The sequence below is a fragment of the Ruegeria sp. BHSA118 genome, assembly GCF_059613405.1.
This window is the reverse complement of record NZ_JBXWSM010000022.1, coordinates 1-15,985: the sequence shown is the minus strand read 5'-3', so window position 1 is coordinate 15,985 and position 15,985 is coordinate 1. Positions and strand designations below refer to the sequence as shown.

At 59.0% G+C, this 15,985-nt stretch carries 18 protein-coding genes; 10 read left to right on the top strand and 8 right to left on the bottom strand.

Annotated elements, in window-relative coordinates; all coding sequences use genetic code 11:
* Position 1 precedes the first annotated feature (1 nt).
* The 4 genes from AC2FNN_RS08945 to AC2FNN_RS08930 all read right to left on the bottom strand — a co-directional run bounded on the left by AC2FNN_RS08945 (position 2) and on the right by AC2FNN_RS08930 (position 3,899).
* Entirely contained in the window at positions 2-844 is an 843-nt protein-coding gene (locus tag AC2FNN_RS08945) for a DMT family transporter (protein WP_496758012.1), read from the bottom strand.
* A gap of 244 nt (positions 845-1,088) precedes the next feature.
* Positions 1,089-2,729 carry a chaperonin GroEL gene (groL, locus tag AC2FNN_RS08940; RefSeq protein ID WP_496758011.1) on the bottom strand — a complete coding sequence of 547 codons (1,641 nt, stop codon included), beginning with the start codon at positions 2,727-2,729 and terminating at the stop codon, positions 1,089-1,091.
* 55 nt (positions 2,730-2,784) lie between these two features.
* On the bottom strand, positions 2,785-3,072 hold the full coding sequence (groES, locus tag AC2FNN_RS08935) for a co-chaperone GroES (RefSeq protein ID WP_010441779.1): 288 nt from the start codon (positions 3,070-3,072) through the stop codon (positions 2,785-2,787).
* Positions 3,073-3,224: 152 nt separating this feature from the next.
* Positions 3,225-3,899, bottom strand: coding sequence for a DUF2161 domain-containing phosphodiesterase (locus AC2FNN_RS08930; protein ID WP_496758009.1), 675 nt, complete (start codon positions 3,897-3,899; stop codon positions 3,225-3,227).
* 110 nt (positions 3,900-4,009) lie between these two features.
* Between AC2FNN_RS08930 and AC2FNN_RS08925 the strand changes: the two genes are divergently transcribed.
* From AC2FNN_RS08925 to AC2FNN_RS08905, 5 genes are all read left to right on the top strand, one after another.
* Complete coding sequence (locus AC2FNN_RS08925) at positions 4,010-4,990, top strand: TraB/GumN family protein (protein ID WP_496758007.1); 981 nt, start codon at positions 4,010-4,012, stop codon at positions 4,988-4,990.
* A 110-nt stretch (positions 4,991-5,100) separates the two neighbouring features.
* Entirely contained in the window at positions 5,101-6,021 is a 921-nt protein-coding gene (locus AC2FNN_RS08920; RefSeq protein WP_496758005.1) for a manganese-dependent inorganic pyrophosphatase, read from the top strand.
* Positions 6,022-6,152: 131 nt separating this feature from the next.
* Positions 6,153-7,229 carry a DUF389 domain-containing protein gene (locus AC2FNN_RS08915; protein WP_496758003.1) on the top strand — a complete coding sequence of 359 codons (1,077 nt, stop codon included), beginning with the start codon at positions 6,153-6,155 and terminating at the stop codon, positions 7,227-7,229.
* 102 nt (positions 7,230-7,331) lie between these two features.
* A complete protein-coding gene (locus tag AC2FNN_RS08910; RefSeq protein WP_496758002.1) occupies positions 7,332-8,207 on the top strand; it encodes a TIGR01459 family HAD-type hydrolase in 876 nt (291 codons plus the stop codon).
* A gap of 101 nt (positions 8,208-8,308) precedes the next feature.
* Positions 8,309-8,752 (top strand): MaoC family dehydratase, encoded by a 444-nt coding sequence (locus AC2FNN_RS08905; RefSeq protein WP_117872517.1) that lies wholly within the window; start codon positions 8,309-8,311, stop codon positions 8,750-8,752.
* A gap of 75 nt (positions 8,753-8,827) precedes the next feature.
* Here AC2FNN_RS08905 and AC2FNN_RS08900 read toward each other — a convergent pair whose 3' ends face one another.
* Together AC2FNN_RS08900 and AC2FNN_RS08895 are read right to left on the bottom strand one after the other, a co-directional pair.
* Positions 8,828-9,817: a methylenetetrahydrofolate reductase gene (locus AC2FNN_RS08900; protein ID WP_496758001.1), complete on the bottom strand. Its 990-nt coding sequence runs from the start codon at positions 9,815-9,817 to the stop codon at positions 8,828-8,830.
* Positions 9,814-10,395 (bottom strand): methylenetetrahydrofolate reductase C-terminal domain-containing protein, encoded by a 582-nt coding sequence (locus tag AC2FNN_RS08895; RefSeq protein ID WP_496674224.1) that lies wholly within the window; start codon positions 10,393-10,395, stop codon positions 9,814-9,816. Before AC2FNN_RS08895 ends, AC2FNN_RS08900 begins: the two co-directional genes overlap by 4 nt.
* A 259-nt stretch (positions 10,396-10,654) precedes the next feature.
* On the opposite strand from AC2FNN_RS08895, the gene AC2FNN_RS08890 reads away from it, so the two are divergent.
* Genes AC2FNN_RS08890 through AC2FNN_RS08880 form a run of 3 tightly spaced genes read left to right on the top strand, consistent with a single transcriptional unit; the run spans position 10,655 to position 13,091 of the window.
* The gene (locus AC2FNN_RS08890) at positions 10,655-11,587 is read left to right on the top strand and encodes a bifunctional riboflavin kinase/FAD synthetase (protein ID WP_496758000.1); all 933 of its coding nucleotides are present in this window, start codon (positions 10,655-10,657) and stop codon (positions 11,585-11,587) included.
* A complete protein-coding gene (locus tag AC2FNN_RS08885; RefSeq protein ID WP_171206268.1) occupies positions 11,584-12,057 on the top strand; it encodes a YcgN family cysteine cluster protein in 474 nt (157 codons plus the stop codon). Before AC2FNN_RS08890 ends, AC2FNN_RS08885 begins: the two co-directional genes overlap by 4 nt.
* Positions 12,057-13,091 carry a threonine aldolase family protein gene (locus AC2FNN_RS08880; RefSeq protein WP_496757997.1) on the top strand — a complete coding sequence of 345 codons (1,035 nt, stop codon included), beginning with the start codon at positions 12,057-12,059 and terminating at the stop codon, positions 13,089-13,091. The genes AC2FNN_RS08885 and AC2FNN_RS08880 overlap by 1 nt, the downstream gene beginning before the upstream one ends.
* Here the strand turns inward: AC2FNN_RS08880 and AC2FNN_RS08875 are convergent.
* Both AC2FNN_RS08875 and AC2FNN_RS08870 read right to left on the bottom strand, forming a co-directional pair.
* Positions 13,078-13,911, bottom strand: a complete 834-nt coding sequence (locus AC2FNN_RS08875; protein ID WP_496757995.1) for an alpha/beta fold hydrolase — start codon at positions 13,909-13,911, stop codon at positions 13,078-13,080. The genes AC2FNN_RS08880 and AC2FNN_RS08875 overlap by 14 nt on opposite strands.
* Positions 13,908-14,510, bottom strand: a complete 603-nt coding sequence (locus tag AC2FNN_RS08870; RefSeq protein WP_496757994.1) for a 2-hydroxychromene-2-carboxylate isomerase — start codon at positions 14,508-14,510, stop codon at positions 13,908-13,910. Before AC2FNN_RS08870 ends, AC2FNN_RS08875 begins: the two co-directional genes overlap by 4 nt.
* Before the next feature lie 107 nt (positions 14,511-14,617).
* Between AC2FNN_RS08870 and AC2FNN_RS08865 the strand changes: the two genes are divergently transcribed.
* Both AC2FNN_RS08865 and AC2FNN_RS08860 read left to right on the top strand, forming a co-directional pair.
* Positions 14,618-15,637 (top strand): ribose-phosphate pyrophosphokinase, encoded by a 1,020-nt coding sequence (locus AC2FNN_RS08865; protein WP_117872500.1) that lies wholly within the window; start codon positions 14,618-14,620, stop codon positions 15,635-15,637.
* A 104-nt stretch (positions 15,638-15,741) separates the two neighbouring features.
* Positions 15,742-15,985 (top strand): RpiB/LacA/LacB family sugar-phosphate isomerase (locus AC2FNN_RS08860; RefSeq protein ID WP_496757993.1); only part of this gene is annotated, 244 nt, incomplete at its 3' end.

Sequence of the window (15,985 nt, the reverse complement as noted above, 5' to 3'; positions counted from 1 at the left end):
CCTAGCCCCGGTGACGTCGCAGCACGGCTAGCGCGATACCGCCCAAAACAAGCGTGGCGCCGATGATCAGCCGTGCTCCGGCAATCTCGCCGAGAAAAGCAACACCGCCGAGAATTGCGATCACCGGCACGCTGAGCTGAACGACAGCCGCCACGGACGGGGCCAGTTGAGGCAAAACACGATACCACAAGGCATAGCCAAGCCCGGATGTTACCGCACCGGACAGGACGGCAAGCAGATACCCCGCCCCAGTCATCTGCCAGACGCTGCCACCGGCAAGCATCGCCAGAACGGTCAACGGCAAAGCGATGATGAAATTGGCGGCCGTTCCCTCCAGCGGGTTTGTTTCAGAACGGCCCGCTATCGAATAAAGGGCCCAACCAATACCGGCGGCGGCCATCAGAGCCGCGCCAGCCAAGTCGACTTGAACGGCGCCAGTCGGCCACAGCACATAAGCAAGACCAGCAAGCGCAACCCCCGCCCCCGCCACCTGCCGGGCGGTCGGAGTCGCGCCCGTCAATGCGCCGATAGAAAACATCGTAATTTGCACCACGCCAAACAGGATCAAGGCCCCCAGCCCTGCATCCAGTGTCAGGTAGGCGATCGAAAATCCGATCATGTAGAGCGTCAACGACCCCGCGCCAATGATCCGCCTTCGATTGCGCAGCGGAAGGCACCCCCCGCGCGCCAGCACAAGAGCGGCCAGGACCACGGCCCCCGCCAAAACCCGAACGATGGCAAACCCGGTCGGATCGCTGGCTCCGCTGTCGATGGCCAACCGGTTCAGAATGGAATTCGCCGCGAAGGCGCACATGGTCAGGGCAGTGAGCAAAAACAATCTCATACCATCCGCATAGCCGTTTGGGCGGGGTTTGCACACTCACTTTCCCGAAGGTTGGGGGATCAGACATGCTGCGCCGGAAAAAGCCGCGTCGCAACTCGCCTTGAAAACAGATTCGTCAATACAAAACGGGGCCGCCCGAAGGCGACCCCGTTCTTAAGCTCTATGGTTCCCCTCTCGGCAGCTTGGCCATACCGCCAAGTGCTTGTCGGGTCGTCAGAATTCGCCAGAGGCGAATTCGACGTGCTTACATCATGCCGCCCATGCCGCCCATGTCGGGCATGCCGCCGGCAGCAGGTGCGTCTTTCTGCGGCTTGTCTGCAACCATTGCTTCGGTGGTGACCAGCAGGCCGGCAACCGATGCCGCGTCTTCCAGAGCGGTACGAACCACTTTGGCCGGGTCGATCACGCCGAACGAGAACATGTCGCCATATTCTTCGGTCTGCGCGTTGAAGCCGAATGCTGCATCCGACGATTCACGGACCTTGCCGGCCACAACCGCACCGTCGACACCTGCGTTTTCAGCGATCTGGCGCAGCGGCGCTTCGATTGCCTTGCGAACGATGTTGATGCCTGCGTCCTGATCAGCGTTTGCACCTTTCAGAGCTTCCAGTGCTTTACCGGCCTGAACCAGAGCAACACCACCGCCCACAACAACGCCTTCCTGAACGGCAGCGCGTGTTGCGTTCAGAGCATCGTCCACACGGTCTTTACGCTCTTTCACTTCAACTTCGGTCATGCCGCCGACGCGGATAACAGCAACACCGCCTGCCAGTTTGGCAACGCGCTCTTGCAGCTTCTCACGGTCGTAGTCCGACGAGGTTTCTTCGATCTGCGTGCGGATCTGGGCAACACGTGCTTCGATCTCGGCCTTCTCGCCAGCACCGTCGACGATGGTGGTTTCGTCTTTGGTGATTTCGATCTTCTTGGCGGTGCCCAGCATGTCCATGGTGACGGACTCGAGCTTCATGCCCAGATCTTCGCTGATGACCTGACCGCCGGTCAGGATTGCGATGTCCTGCAGCATGGCCTTGCGGCGATCGCCGAAGCCCGGTGCTTTGACAGCAGCAATTTTCAGGCCGCCGCGCAGTTTGTTGACAACCAGAGTTGCCAGCGCTTCGCCTTCAACATCCTCGGCGATGATCAGCAGCGGTTTCTGCGACTGGATCACCTGCTCGAGCAGCGGAACCATCGGCTGCAACGAGGACAGTTTCTTTTCGTGCAGCAGGATCATGCAGTCGTCGAGCTCTGCGATCATTTTGTCTGCGTTGGTGACGAAGTAAGGCGACAGGTAGCCACGGTCGAACTGCATACCTTCGACAACATCGGTCTCGGTTTCCAGACCTTTGTTTTCTTCGACGGTGATAACGCCTTCGTTGCCAACCTTCTGCATCGCGTCTGCGATCTGCTGGCCGATTTCGGCTTCTCCGTTGGCCGAGATGGTGCCAACCTGAGCAACTTCTGCCGAGTCTTTGACTTCGCGCGAAGCCGACTTGATGCCTTCAACAACCTTGGCAGTTGCCAGGTCGATGCCGCGCTTCAGGTCCATCGGGTTCAGGCCAGCTGCAACCTGCTTCAGGCCTTCTTTTACGATCGCCTGTGCCAGAACGGTTGCGGTGGTGGTGCCGTCACCGGCTTCGTCATTGGTGCGGCTGGCGACTTCTTTCACCATCTGCGCGCCCATGTTTTCGAACTTGTCTTCCAGTTCGATTTCCTTGGCAACCGAAACACCGTCCTTGGTGATGCGCGGCGCGCCGAAGGATTTGTCCAGAACCACGTTGCGGCCTTTGGGGCCCAGGGTCACTTTAACCGCGTCGGCCAGGATGTTCACACCCTTCAGCATACGGTTGCGGGCATCGGTGTCGAATTTGACGTCCTTTGCAGCCATGTCGTTTCTCCTTGAGAAATTGGTTTGAAATGAAGATCAGAGAAAGCGCGCGGGCTTACTCGATGATCCCCATGATGTCGCTTTCTTTCATCATCAGCAGCTCTTCGCCGTTGACCTGAACCTCGGTGCCCGACCATTTGCCGAACAGGATCTTGTCGCCAGCTTTAACAGCCATTGCGATCAGTTCGCCGCTGTCCTTGCGTGCGCCTTCGCCGGTTGCGACGACTTCGCCTTCGCTGGGCTTTTCTTTTGCGCTGTCAGGGATGATCAGGCCGCCTGCGGTTTTCTCTTCGCTCTCTACGCGGCGAACCAGCACACGGTCATGAAGCGGTTTCAATGCCATCTTTGTAGCTCCTTGGGCTCAAAGTTTATCTATCCTCCCCTCACCGGTTGGCGAGGCGTTAGCACTCGGGGTGTGTGAGTGATAACGACGCATAGCTAGGGAGTCTAAAAGTCCGAGTCAACAATTTGCGAGAGATTTTTTTGCAAGATGGATCAGTCAGCCTGTTCCCAGCTATAGGCCCAATGCTTCAACCCTTCTGCGCCCTCTGACGTAAGCCCATAGATGCCCTTTTCAACCTTCTCGAACCACCCGTAGTGGTTTTCCCGCATCAGCCGGGTGGCGACCGGGACCGCGACCGATCTAGCGACGTCCGCCCCCTTGGACGGGCCATTCTCGGCCAGATACGCCGCACATTTCAGCGCATCCTGCCGATACGCCGTCACGATACCATGGCGCGTCGCGCCTCCGGCGTTCGGGTCGCCTTGCAGCCGGTCGAATTCGCGCAGCAACCGAGCGGCCCTGGCTTTGTTTTTACGGGGCGCGTAGGGGCCGGGATCGCACTGAACCTCAACCATGCCATCAGCCCGCACGGTGATCAGGCCCAGGCCAAGCCTGCGACACAGTGCCAGATTGTCCTTGAGCGCCCGCCGGGCCGTTCGGCCCGTGGGTTTGCAGACTGCAATATAGACCAGATCGGTGAGCTTCAGCCGGGTGATCGCCTGATGAAACAGGGCCAGCGTGAACCGCAGTTTCAGTTCGACAATCACCGGCGCATCCTCATCGCGCACCGCAACGATGTCGACTGCGCCGACTTCGCCTTTGACGGTGTATCCCTGACGCTCCAGCAGCGCCTTGACCGGGGGATAGAGATCCTGCTCGCGGTTCATGTGGCCATGCTACGCAGATTGTCCGAGAATACCAGACGGGCGGCTTGAACATCGGCAGGTGGCGTGGCTAAGTCTGGGTTCAACTTCTTGACACCATTCAGGCTGGTCCCATGCGTTTGCTCACGTTTCTTGCGTTCCTTGTGTTTCCGATCTCGGCTCAGGCCGCGTGCGAGGGGGTGGACCTGCGGCCACAACTGCCCGAGGAAACCCGGACCAAATTGCAAAGTGCAGTGGCCCGGATCGCCTATGCCGAAGGCAATCACTGGATTGCACGCAAGGGCGACACGGTTTTGCACATCATCGGCACGTTGCACACTTACGATCCGCGCATGGAAGACGTGATTGACCGCCTGTCGCCCGAACTCAGCAAAGCGGACGCATTTTATTTCGAAGTCACTCAGGACGACATGGACGCTTTCGAAAAGACCATGGCCAGCGACCTGAGTGCGGTAATGATTACCTCGGGCCCTACGTTGATCGACCTGATGGCAGAAGACGACTGGGATGCGCTGTCCACAGCCCTGGCCCAACGCGGCATCCCCGGCTGGATGGCTGCGAAGATGCGCCCGTGGTTCCTGACCATGATGCTGAGCATTCCGCCCTGCATGATCGAAGACCCGAATTCAACTTATGGAATGGACGCCCGCCTGAACGATCTGGCCGTTGAAAAAGGTATCCCGCAGCACTCGCTGGAACGAATCGAAGACCTGATGGCCATGTTCGACAGTTATCCGCTCGAGAAACAGGTCGAGTCGCTTGTGCGCCTGTCCGGGGCGATGCAGGGCAATGCGGACCAGTTGGCCACCATGGCCAACGCGTATCTGGAAGAAAAGCACGCCGAGATCATACAGCTTGCCCGCTTACAGGGGCTTGAGCAGTCGGGCCTGAGCCCCGAGGTCTTTGATGCGGAATGGCAGGATTTCGAGCAGCAATTGCTGGTGCAGCGAAACGCCAACTGGATGGCGCAGATTCTGGACATCAGGGATCAGACTGTTGTGATTGCGGTCGGTGCGGGACACCTGAGCGATGATTACGGGTTGCTGAACCAGCTGGAGCAGGCCGGATACGCGCTGACACGCGCCGCATTCTAAGCCGGTTCAGCGGTTTTCAGACCAAGCGTCGCAGACGGGCTGCTGTGGCGTGACAAGGACGTTTGTCCGCCCTATAACGCGCGCAAATTTCCATTCCGCAGGACGCTGACATGACAACGCTCGTATTTGGACACAAATCCCCCGACACAGATTCCACAGGCTCGCCGATCCTGTGGTCGTGGTACCTGAACGAGGTCAAGGGTGAGCAGACCGAACCGGTGTTGCTGGGCGAGCCCAACACCGAAGCAACATTCATGCTGGAAAACTGGGACCTGCCCAAGCCGCGGATCCTTGAGGACCTGCCCGCGGAAACCCCGGTGGTTATCGTCGACACCAACAACCCCGCCGAACTGCCGGCCAACATCAACAACGCGGACATCCGCGCCATCATCGACCATCACAAGCTGGTCGGTGGCCTGGAAACCAAAGGCCCGATCGACATCACAGTGCGCCCCCTGGCCTGCACGGCCACCATCATGGTCGACCTGATGGGCGAAGATGCTGCCAAGATGCCCGACGCCATCAAAGGCGCCGCGCTTACCTGCATTCTGTCGGATACGCTGGAGTTCCGCTCACCCACCACCACGCCCCATGACCGCGAGGTTGCAGAGCGGCTGGCGGCCGAGCTTGAGCTGGACATTTCGGCATATGCGGCTGACATGTTTGCGGCGAAATCGGATGTCTCGTCCTTCTCGGACGCCGAGTTGATCCGCATGGACAGTAAAGAATACGAGGTCGACGGCACCAAGTTCCGCGTCTCGGTTCTGGAAACCACCGCCCCCGGCGTCGTTCTGGACCGCAAGGCCAGCCTGGCGGGTTCGATGGTGGATGTTGCCAAGGAAGACGGCGTCGATCAGGTGCTATTGTTCGTCGTTGATATCCTGAACGAAGAGGCCACGCTTCTGGTCCCCAATGATCTGGTCAAAACCGTGGCCGAGAAAAGCTTTGGCGCAACCGTGGACGGGGACGCCGTCGTTCTGCCCGGTATCATGAGCCGGAAAAAGCAGATCATTCCGAACCTGAAGGTCTGATCCTTAAGCGACCCAAATCTGAAGGCGTCCAATTCGGGCGCCTTTTTTCTTTACTGACAGCCATTTGCGGACGCGTTGCCGGTTGTTAGTCTGACCGGGGGCCAAAGCCTATCCCAGGTCAGGTAAATGCAATGGTCGTACGAAAACTGAGCACCACCCGCAGCATCCTTCTTTTTGAAGGTGCCGACAAGGCGGCGTATTGGCGACGCTTTGCAATGTTGCTGACGCTGTCGGTCGTGATTGCCACCATGGGTTTGCTGCGCAACTCCGGCGCTGTCGTGATCGCGGCCATGCTTGTGGCACCGCTGATGACCCCGATCCTCGGGGTGGCCGCCGCGATGGTCATGGGATGGCTGAAACGCGCGGTGACGCTGGCGCTTACGGTTTGCCTGGCGGCCATTGTCTGCGTAATGATGGCATGGTTTCTGGTCTATGTCGCAGATGTTCCCCGTGGCATTTTGATCCCCGACCAGGTCCTGGCGCGCACCGATCCCGGTACCGAAGACCTGATCGTCGCGCTCGCTGCCGGTGTGGCTGGGGCCTATGTTCAGATCAACAAATCCGAATTGAGCCTTCTACCCGGCGCGGCCATCGGCGTTTCGCTTGTTCCCCCGCTGTCGGCTTCGGGCATTCTTTTGTATTTTGACGAATCCGCCGAAGCCTATGAGGCAGGGCTGCTTTTCGCAACGAATCTTGGCGCGATCATTCTGTCCGCCTGCGCGGTTTATCTTGTCTATGCCGCGCGCTCCGTGGTTTTCAGCAAGGGAAAGCGCAAGCTGAACTTTACCGCCAGCGTCTTTGTCGCGATCGCGTTTCTGGTCGTCGTCGTCCTGCAACTTGGGAAGTCCACCTACAACCGTTATCTGGAAACGCGGACCGAGGCGCAACTGGCCGAAGCCATTCGTGCATGGGCCGATCCGGTTTCCGTGGAAATCATCCGCATCGACGTCAACGCTCAGCGCAAGCGGGCCGAGGTTTGGCTGATCGTCGATCTGCCGGCCGAAGCGCAGTTCAAGGTTTCTTCCATTGCCGGTTTGTTGCCACCCAAGCTGCGTGAGACCCCTCTGGTCGGGGTGCTGGAGGAGGAACTGGGACCCGGATACCTGGCCATCATCCGGTATCAGCCGCGCATCGGGGCCCAGATCATCCTGGGAACGGAAAACGTTCAGCAGGCCCCGGATGTCACGAAAATTACCGAAGACGAGTAGCAGATTCACCCATTCCTTGGCGCAAACGGGAATGCGGGATGGTGTTCGGGCCCAAGCTTTGCCATAGCTGTCGCCAGCGCGATATCAGACCCAGAGGCACCCATGACCCAGATCGTTTCCTCGCTTTCCGAGATCTCGGACCGTTACAAAGCACTGTTTGTCGACCTTTGGGGCTGTGTTCACAACGGCATCACGGCCTACCCCGAAGCCGTCGAAGCGTTGAAGGCCTATCGCACCAAGGGTGGCCTGGTGGTCTTGGTCACGAACTCTCCCAAACCCCGCGCCGGGGTGGCAGAGCAACTCGTGCAATTCAACGTCCCCGCCGACGCGTATGACACCATCGCCACCAGCGGGGATTCCGCGCGATCTGCGATGTTCCGGGGTGCTGTGGGGCACAAGGTTTACTTCATGGGCGAGTGGCAGCGCGATGCGGGCTTTTTCGAACCGCTGAAACTGCTGGACCACCCCATCCATATCGAGCGTGTGCCGCTGAAGGAAGCCGAGGGAATTGTCTGCTGCGGTCCGTTCGACCCGATGGCCGACCCGGATGTGAACCGGCCGGATTTCCTGTACGCCAAGCAGATGGGGATGAAACTGCTTTGTGCGAACCCTGACATTGTCGTGGACCGCGGCGAGGTGCGCGAATGGTGTGCCGGTGCTTTGGCCAGGCTGTACACCGAAATGGGCGGTGAAAGCCTGTATTTCGGCAAACCGCACCCGCCGATCTATGATCTGGCCCGCCGCAGGTTGCAGGAACTGGGGCACGATATCCCCGACAGCGACATTCTGGTGATCGGCGACGGCCCCCACACGGACATTCTGGGCGGCATGGGAGAGGGCATTGATTCTCTGTTCATCTCGGGCGGATTGGCCGCGGCAGAAACAAAAACGTCGCACCATCCGCATCACGAATCCCTAACCGCCTATATTGAAAGGGAAAAGATCAATCCAACCTACACGATCGGGCGCTTGAGGTAGCAAGAAAAGACTTGATTTTCTGCAACTGCGAAGTAATAAAGTTGCCAACCTTGGCCAAATGATGGTTTTTTCTTTCACGGCCGATTTCGAGTGAGGGCAACATGTTGGACAATCTTCCGCGCGGAACGATCTGTATCGAAGACATCGAAATGGGCATGTCCCGCCACCTGCGCAAAGTGGTGACGGATGAAGATATCGAAATGTTCGCGCAGGTCTCGACCGACCGGAATCCGGTGCATCTGGACGATGACTATGCCCGCGATACCATCTTCGAAGGCCGTATTGCCCATGGAATGCTGACGGCGGGTCTGATCTCGGCCGTGATTGGTGAACAATTGCCGGGTCATGGCACCGTTTACATGGGTCAGTCACTGAAGTTCCTGGCGCCTGTGCGTCCGGGTGACATGGTCTATGCCGAGGTGAAGGTGATCGACATCGATTTTGCCAAGCGCCGCGTCAAGCTGGACTGCCATTGTTCGGTCGAGGGCAAGAAGGTTCTGATCGGCGAAGCCATGGTGCTTGCCCCGTCGCGCAAGTTCGACTGACTGGCAAACACAGTCTTGCAAAAGGCGCCGGACCGGCGCCTTTTTTGTTTGGGCACTCAACCAGACTTAAGGATGTCAGGAAGAACGTGTTCGTTTTCGTCCCTTCAGCGCACCTGATTCCAGAATGATTTCCGACACCACGTGTTCACGCCGGTAGGCCATTACATGAACCCCGGAAACACCGGCGATGTCCCGGATCTGCTGGATCAGTTCGATACAGATCTTCTTACCCTCTTCCGCGGGCTTTTCGGCATTCTCCATCCGCTCGATTACATGATCCGGGATGTGAATTCCGGGCACATTGCTGCGCATCCAGCGAGCCGCGCGTGCCGAAGCGATGGGGCCTACACCGGCGATGATGAACACTTTTTTGTCCAGACCGGCATCCCGAACCCGCCCCATGAACCTTTCAAAGAGCGGAATGTCATAGATATAGTTGGTCTGAATAAACTCGGCCCCCGCCTCGACCTTCTTGGCAAGACGTTCCGGGCGCCAGTCATAAGGTGGTATACAGGGGTTTTCCGCCGCACCCAAAAACAGTTGAGGGGGGCGCGTGATCTTGCGGCCGGAAAGAAACTTTCCCTGATCGCGCATCGTTCGGATCGTCCGCAGCAAGGTCAGGGAATCGAAGTCGAACACCGGTTTTGCCCCCGGTTGATCCCCAACCCCGACACCGTCGCCGGTCAGGCACAATACGTTGCTGACGCCCAGCGCCGCGGCCCCCAGAACATCCCCCTGAATGGCGATCCGGTTCCGGTCTCGGCAGGAAATCTGATAGACCGGAGAATACCCCGCGCGGGTCAACAACGCACAGATTCCTATCGAAGACATGTGGCAGTTGGCACCAGACGCATCGGTTGCATTGATCGCATCCGCCACTTCACCCAACGGCTGTGCCGCCTGAAAAACATCCTCGGGGTCAGCACTGTCTGGCGGGTTCAGTTCAGCGGTCACCGCAAAGCGGCCCGAACGCAGAACTCTTTCCAATCGACTGTGCGAGACATAGCCTTCGGGAACAGGCACATAGCCGATCGGCTCAACCTCGCTGCGATGGGCATCAATCATTTCTTCAGCTCCCGGTTCACCGCGTTGGGGGGTTCAGCAGCCAGAGGTGCCGCAGAGGGTTCGTTTTCTCGCGCCTCCGGGAACGCCTGCGCAAGCGTTTCGCGGGCAGCGTCCCGGGCCTCGCGTTCCTGTGCGGCGATCTCGCGGCTGACCCGCAGCCAGGATGATGACCCCTTCAAGGTGTGTTCCACGGGCGGAAGAACCTCTTTTATCTTGTCGCCCCCGTGCCGCATGCGGCTGGCCCCGTCCCAGGCCAAAGCCCAGACGCATTTCATATCGGGTTTCACCTCGCAGAACTCACCGGGGCGTACACCGCCGCATGGGCCGTTGCGCAGTTGCTTGGGGCAGTTCATCGGGCAAGACATACCCGTCGAAGACAAAACGCATTGCCCGCACATCTTGCAATCGAACAACAGGCTTTTGACGCCTTTTTCGACCAGCGCGATGGGGCGTTCGACGCGGTTGTAGCCGATCTTTGCAAAGACCGGATCCATCGCGACCATGCCCCGTTCGACACATTTGTAAATCCACTCGAACGCACGGGCGTTGCGAATCGCGAACAGTCGCAATCGATACATGGTCTGCCTCCTGTGCTGGGTTCATCTGAACCTGGCCGGGCCATCGTCCGCCCCCCAGCGTGGTCCGAGGGTCGGAAGTTCAGTCTACACCCAGTATTTTTTTTGGATCAAGCAGTTGACCGAATATTGTACAGCATTCCAGGGATGCCCCGTGTGCAATCATGTCCGGCAAATGGTTTTGGTGTGTTTCGCCAGAACGCGTGCCTTGAACTCAAACTGCCGCTTGAACAAATCGCAACGCAACGCTACGCAATCGCCTATGCACATCATCCGGGATTTCCAGTTTGTCGAGCCAGAAGATCGCGGCGCCAGCGTTGCGATCGGGAATTTTGATGGCGTCCATGTGGGGCACCGGTCGGTGATCGAACTGGCCCGCGACGCGGCCCCGGATGCGCCACTGGGTGTCATGACATTCGAGCCGCATCCACGTGAGTACTTTGCGCCGGACTCTCCTCCGTTCCGCCTGATGCGCGGCAATGCGCGGGCGCATCGGCTTGAGAAGCTGGGTGTCGAGAGACTGTATGAGCTGCCGTTCAACGCGGCGCTGGCCGGGCTTTCCCCCGATGAATTCGCGCGCAACGTGATTTGTGACGGGCTGGGCCTGTCCCATGTCGTGGTCGGGGCCGATTTCTGTTTTGGCAAGAGCCGCAGCGGGACGGCTGACGATCTGGTTCGGTTCGGGCAAGAGATGGGATTTGGCGTGACGATTGCCCCTTTGATGCAGCGGTCGGAAAACGTGGTTTCGTCAACCGCCATTCGCACCGCATTGAGCGAGGGTCGCCCAAGGGATGCCGCCGCGATGCTGGGCCATTGGCACAGGATCGAAGGCGAGGTGATCGGCGGCGAGCAGCGCGGGCGCGAGCTGGGTTTTCCAACGGCGAACATGTCCATCGAAGGGCTCCACCCGCCGAAATTCGGTGTCTACGCAGTATTGGTCGACGTGCTGGATGGCCCGCATCAGGGCAGCTATCACGGCGCGGCCTCGGTTGGGGTGCGCCCGATGTTCCATGGCGAAGTGCCAAATATCGAAACCTTCCTGTTCGACTTTTCCGGCGACCTGTACGGGGCGACCTTGTCGGTGGGGCTGATCGAATTCCTGCGCCCTGAAATGACATTTGACGGGCTGGATGGTCTGATCGCGCAGATGAATGCCGATTGTGAACAGGCCCGGGGCATTCTGGCCGCCCTATGAGCGCTGATCCGATTGAACGCACCGGCCTGCCCGCCCGGTTCTGGGAACGCAAACCCCTGCGCAAGATGAACCAGCGCGAGTGGGAGGCCCTGTGTGACGGCTGCGGCAAGTGCTGCCTCAACAAGCTGGAAGATGAAGACTCGGGCGAAGTTGCCCTGACCTGCGTCGCCTGCCGCCTTCTGGATGATGAAAGCTGCCGCTGCACGCAATACGACATCCGGCATCAATTCGTGCCTGAATGCATCGTCATGACACCCGACAATATCGACGAACACGCCTATTGGTTGCCGCAAACCTGCGCGTATCGGTTGCTGTGGGAAGGCAAACCGCTTTACGACTGGCACCCATTGTTGTCTGGTACGCCGGAAACCGTGCATGCCGCAGGCGTGTCGGTCCGAGGGCGCACGGTGTCCGAGTTCGAAACCCCCATGGAAGAGTGGGAAGACTACATTATCGAGGAGCCTAGCTGATGTATTTCGCATCTGACAATTCCGGGCCGGTTCACCCGCAGGTCATGGCCAAACTGGCCGAGGCCAACCGGGGCTATCAGATGGCCTATGGCGCCGACACGATGATGAACGAGGTGCGTGACCGCATTCGCAGCATCTTTGAAGCTCCGGGGGCTGCCGTCTATCTGGTGGCGACGGGGACAGCGGCAAATTCGCTGGCCCTTGCCACATTGTCCAACCCTTGGGAAACGATCTTCTGCTCTCCGGTCGCCCATATTCATGAAGACGAGTGCAACGCGCCCGAGTTTTACACCGGGGCCAAGCTGACCCTTGTTCCCGGAAGCGACAAGATGGTTCCGGACGCGCTGCGCGGGTCCATCCTGGGCGAAGAAACCCGAGGAGTTCACGGGCCGCAGCGCGGGCCGGTGTCGATCACTCAGGTCACCGAGCGCGGATCGGTCTATTCGCTGGAAGAGTTGCAGGCGTTGTGCGGGGTCGCAAAGGAATATGGCTTGCCGGTCCATCTGGATGGGGCCCGGTTCAGCAATGCTCTGGTGGCCCTGAATTGCTCTCCGGCAGACATGACATGGAAAGCCGGGGTGGACGCGGTCAGCTTTGGCGGCACCAAAAACGGCCTGATGGGCGTCGAGGCGGTGGTGTTCTTTGACGAGAGCAAGGCCTGGGAATTCGAGCTGCGGCGCAAGCGCGGGGCGCATCTGTTTTCCAAGCATCGCTACCTGTCCGCTCAGATGGCGGCCTATCTTGAGGATGATCTGTGGCTAAAGCTGGCCCGTCAGGCCAACGCAAACTGTGCCCGGCTGGCTAATGGCTTGCGTGCAAAAGGGGCCGAGTTCCTGCACGAACCGCAGGCCAATATGGTCTTTGCCGCTTTTTCACGCGCGAAGCACAAACAGCTGCATGAGGCCGGGGCAATCTACCACCTTTGGGGGGCCGAGCTGGAAGGTGACGATGACGATGAAAGCCTTGCGTGCAGACTGGTCTGCGACTGGTCGATCGGAACAGCCGAGATCGATCAGTTTCTCAGCCTGTTGTAACACCCGCCCCGTGGCCAGCTTTCCAGAACTGCTGAAGCAGCACGCTGGTTTCAAGGGGGTGCGAAATGGGCAGCATATGCCCCGCACCTTGAACGATTTTATGGCGTACGTTCGGCAGACGGCGCCGCAACCCTTCACAGATTGCCGGGATCGTCGGTTGGGTCTTTGATCCGCTCAGCAACAGGGTTGGCATCGATACGCGCTTGCATCTGCCGGGATCAAGCAACCCGGCCCGGTCATCGTACAGAACGGCATAAGACGCAGGAACAACATGAATCCCACGCACCATGCTGGCGCGCGTCCGTTCTGGCAGGTCAGGCCATTTGGGGCTGATGTCAGTGCTCCACATCCGGTTGAACAACCGCGCGGCCAGCGCCTTGTCGCCTGCTTGGAACGCTGCTTCAATCGGTTGTGACTCTCGCAGGTGCTGATCGTACAAATCGGGCGCGTCCTGTTTTGCCACGGCAAAGAACACAGGCTCGATCAGGGTCAAACTTCGTATACGGTCCGGGTGCTCGATGGCCAGTCTGAGCGCAACGATCGCCCCAAAGGAATGGCCGACCAGATCCGTGGGCTCGGTCAATTCGACCGCCGCCAGCCCTGTCACAGCGTCAAAAAAATCGCGTTGACCGTCCCAATCCGGACTGCGCCCGTGAGACAGCATATCCGGTGCTACAAGACACACGCTGCCATCCAATGCCTTGGCTAGGCCGGACCACGCGCCGGAATGCGCAATGGTGCAATGAAGGGCAAGCAGTTTGCGCCCTCCATCGCCCAATCGTCTGACAAAACCGGATTGCATCGCCGTTGGTGCTGTCATCCTTTCATCTCGGACAGATGCCGATCCAGATCTTCCAGGCGATCCTGCCCCCAGAAGCGTTGACCATCCGGCGTGATGTAGAACGGCGCGCCGAACACACCACGATCCACGGCTTCTTCCAGATTGGCGGCATAGGTTTCGGCCCCGACCAGCAGGCCGCTGTTGGCCAGATCGGGATCAAACCCGGCATTGGCCAGACAGTCGCGGATCACATCATCCTGGGCCACATCCTTTTCTTCGGCCCAGCAGGCGCGCAGAATGGAATGACTCAGCTTGCCGACGTCGCCCGAACCGTCCTTGATTGCGGCGATAATCGCATAGGAAGAAGGCGCCATGTTGGTCGGCCAGTGCGCCGGTTGCAGGTTGAACTCCATCCCCAGATTTTTGGATTGGCGCAGCAGCTCCTGAGCGCGGTATTCGATCCGCGAGATGTGGCGATCCTTCGGCGGGGTTCCCCCGGTGCGCGCGAACAGGGCCATGATGTCCAGCGGCTTGTAGTTGATCGTTGCGCCGTGTTTCGCCGCCACCTCCTCCAACCGGGTACCAGCCAGATAGCTGTAAGGCGAAATTGTCGCAAAATAGTAGTCAATCTGGGTCATGTTCACTTTCTCCGCTGCGTTATCTTTGCGGGACGGTAAGGCCATGCTAAGCGGTGTCAACATCACGAATCTGTCACATAGCCATTGCTGCCCGGGGACCTCAGCCGATGCCGACACTTCACGAACCCAAGCTTATTGCTGGGAACGCCAACCTTCCACTTGCCAAAACCATCGCCCGCCGCATGAGCCTGTATCGCGGTGTTGACCAGGGATTGGTCGATGCGCGCGTCGAACGGTTCAATGACGGCGAGATCTTCGTCGAAGTGTTCGAGAACGTACGCGGCGAGGATATGTTCATCATCCAGCCGACCTCGAACCCGGCCAACGACAACTTGATGGAGCTGCTGATCATCGCCGACGCATTGCGCCGCTCGTCTGCGCAGCGGATCACGGCCGTGATCCCGTATTTCGGTTATGCCCGTCAGGATCGCCGCACCAAGGCCCGCACGCCCATCAGCGCCAAGCTGGTGGCCAATATGCTGACCGGCGCAGGGATCGAGCGGATTCTGACGATGGATCTTCATGCCGCGCAGATTCAGGGCTTTTTCGATATGCCCGTCGACAACCTGTACGCCTCGCCGATCTTTGCGCTGGATGTCAAAAACCAGTTCAAGGACAATCTGGATGAGATCATGGTGGTTTCACCCGACGTGGGCGGCGTGGCGCGCGCGCGTGAACTGGCCAAGCGCATCAATGCCCCCCTGTCGATCGTTGACAAACGGCGCGAGAAAGCAGGCGAAGTCGCGGAAATGACCGTTATCGGGGATGTGAAGGACAAGATCTGCCTGATTGTCGACGATATGTGTGACACCGCCGGTACGCTTTGCAAGGCCGCGCAGGTCCTGTTGGACAATGGTGCCAAGGAAGTTCACTCCTACATCACGCACGGCGTCATGAGCGGCCCGGCGGTCGAGCGGGTGACGAACTCGGTCATGAAGTCGCTGGTGCTGACCGATACGATCCAGCCGACCAAAGAGATTTTGAAGGCAAAGAATATCCGCATCGTTCCGACTGCGCCGATCTTCACCCAGGCGATCCTGAACATCTGGAACGGAACCAGTGTGTCTTCGCTGTTCGAAGACAAGACGCTGACCCCGATCTACGAATCCATGTATCAGATGGATTGAGCAACAGGGGGCGGCCAAACATGTCGCCCCCTGTTTTCTGAAATACCGATTGCGCAGATATCTGACCATGGGGCGCGATCGGCGACACAAGTGGAATCACCTCCATGACTGCCAACAAACGTATTGTTCTTTCCAGCGATCATGCGGCGATCAAGCTGCGCCGGTCCGTGGCCAACCACATCGCACAGCAAGGTTGGGACGTGGTTGATATTGGCCCGACAAGCCCGGAAAGCACCCATTACCCCAAACACGGCAAGGCCGCGGCGCAGGCCGTAGCCTCGGGCGATTGCAGCTTGGGTATTGTCCTCTGCGGCACTGGGCAAGGGATCATGATGGCTGCGAACAAAG

What these genes read in the sequence shown, in the direction of transcription:
- AC2FNN_RS08870 (WP_496757994.1), bottom strand. Translation starts at nt 14,510, where the DNA reads ATGACCCAGATTGACTACTATTTTGCGACAATTTCGCCTTACAGCTAT.
- AC2FNN_RS08905 (WP_117872517.1), top strand. Translation starts at nt 8,309, where the DNA reads ATGTTGGACAATCTTCCGCGCGGAACGATCTGTATCGAAGACATCGAA.
- AC2FNN_RS08910 (WP_496758002.1), top strand. Translation starts at nt 7,332, where the DNA reads ATGACCCAGATCGTTTCCTCGCTTTCCGAGATCTCGGACCGTTACAAA.
- AC2FNN_RS08900 (WP_496758001.1), bottom strand. Translation starts at nt 9,817, where the DNA reads ATGATTGATGCCCATCGCAGCGAGGTTGAGCCGATCGGCTATGTGCCT.
- groES (WP_010441779.1), bottom strand. Translation starts at nt 3,072, where the DNA reads ATGGCATTGAAACCGCTTCATGACCGTGTGCTGGTTCGCCGCGTAGAG.
- AC2FNN_RS08930 (WP_496758009.1), bottom strand. Translation starts at nt 3,899, where the DNA reads ATGAACCGCGAGCAGGATCTCTATCCCCCGGTCAAGGCGCTGCTGGAG.
- AC2FNN_RS08865 (WP_117872500.1), top strand. Translation starts at nt 14,618, where the DNA reads ATGCCGACACTTCACGAACCCAAGCTTATTGCTGGGAACGCCAACCTT.
- AC2FNN_RS08925 (WP_496758007.1), top strand. Translation starts at nt 4,010, where the DNA reads ATGCGTTTGCTCACGTTTCTTGCGTTCCTTGTGTTTCCGATCTCGGCT.
- AC2FNN_RS08890 (WP_496758000.1), top strand. Translation starts at nt 10,655, where the DNA reads ATGCACATCATCCGGGATTTCCAGTTTGTCGAGCCAGAAGATCGCGGC.
- AC2FNN_RS08915 (WP_496758003.1), top strand. Translation starts at nt 6,153, where the DNA reads ATGGTCGTACGAAAACTGAGCACCACCCGCAGCATCCTTCTTTTTGAA.
- AC2FNN_RS08920 (WP_496758005.1), top strand. Translation starts at nt 5,101, where the DNA reads ATGACAACGCTCGTATTTGGACACAAATCCCCCGACACAGATTCCACA.
- AC2FNN_RS08895 (WP_496674224.1), bottom strand. Translation starts at nt 10,395, where the DNA reads ATGTATCGATTGCGACTGTTCGCGATTCGCAACGCCCGTGCGTTCGAG.
- AC2FNN_RS08880 (WP_496757997.1), top strand. Translation starts at nt 12,057, where the DNA reads ATGTATTTCGCATCTGACAATTCCGGGCCGGTTCACCCGCAGGTCATG.
- AC2FNN_RS08875 (WP_496757995.1), bottom strand. Translation starts at nt 13,911, where the DNA reads ATGACAGCACCAACGGCGATGCAATCCGGTTTTGTCAGACGATTGGGC.
- groL (WP_496758011.1), bottom strand. Translation starts at nt 2,729, where the DNA reads ATGGCTGCAAAGGACGTCAAATTCGACACCGATGCCCGCAACCGTATG.
- AC2FNN_RS08885 (WP_171206268.1), top strand. Translation starts at nt 11,584, where the DNA reads ATGAGCGCTGATCCGATTGAACGCACCGGCCTGCCCGCCCGGTTCTGG.
- AC2FNN_RS08945 (WP_496758012.1), bottom strand. Translation starts at nt 844, where the DNA reads ATGAGATTGTTTTTGCTCACTGCCCTGACCATGTGCGCCTTCGCGGCG.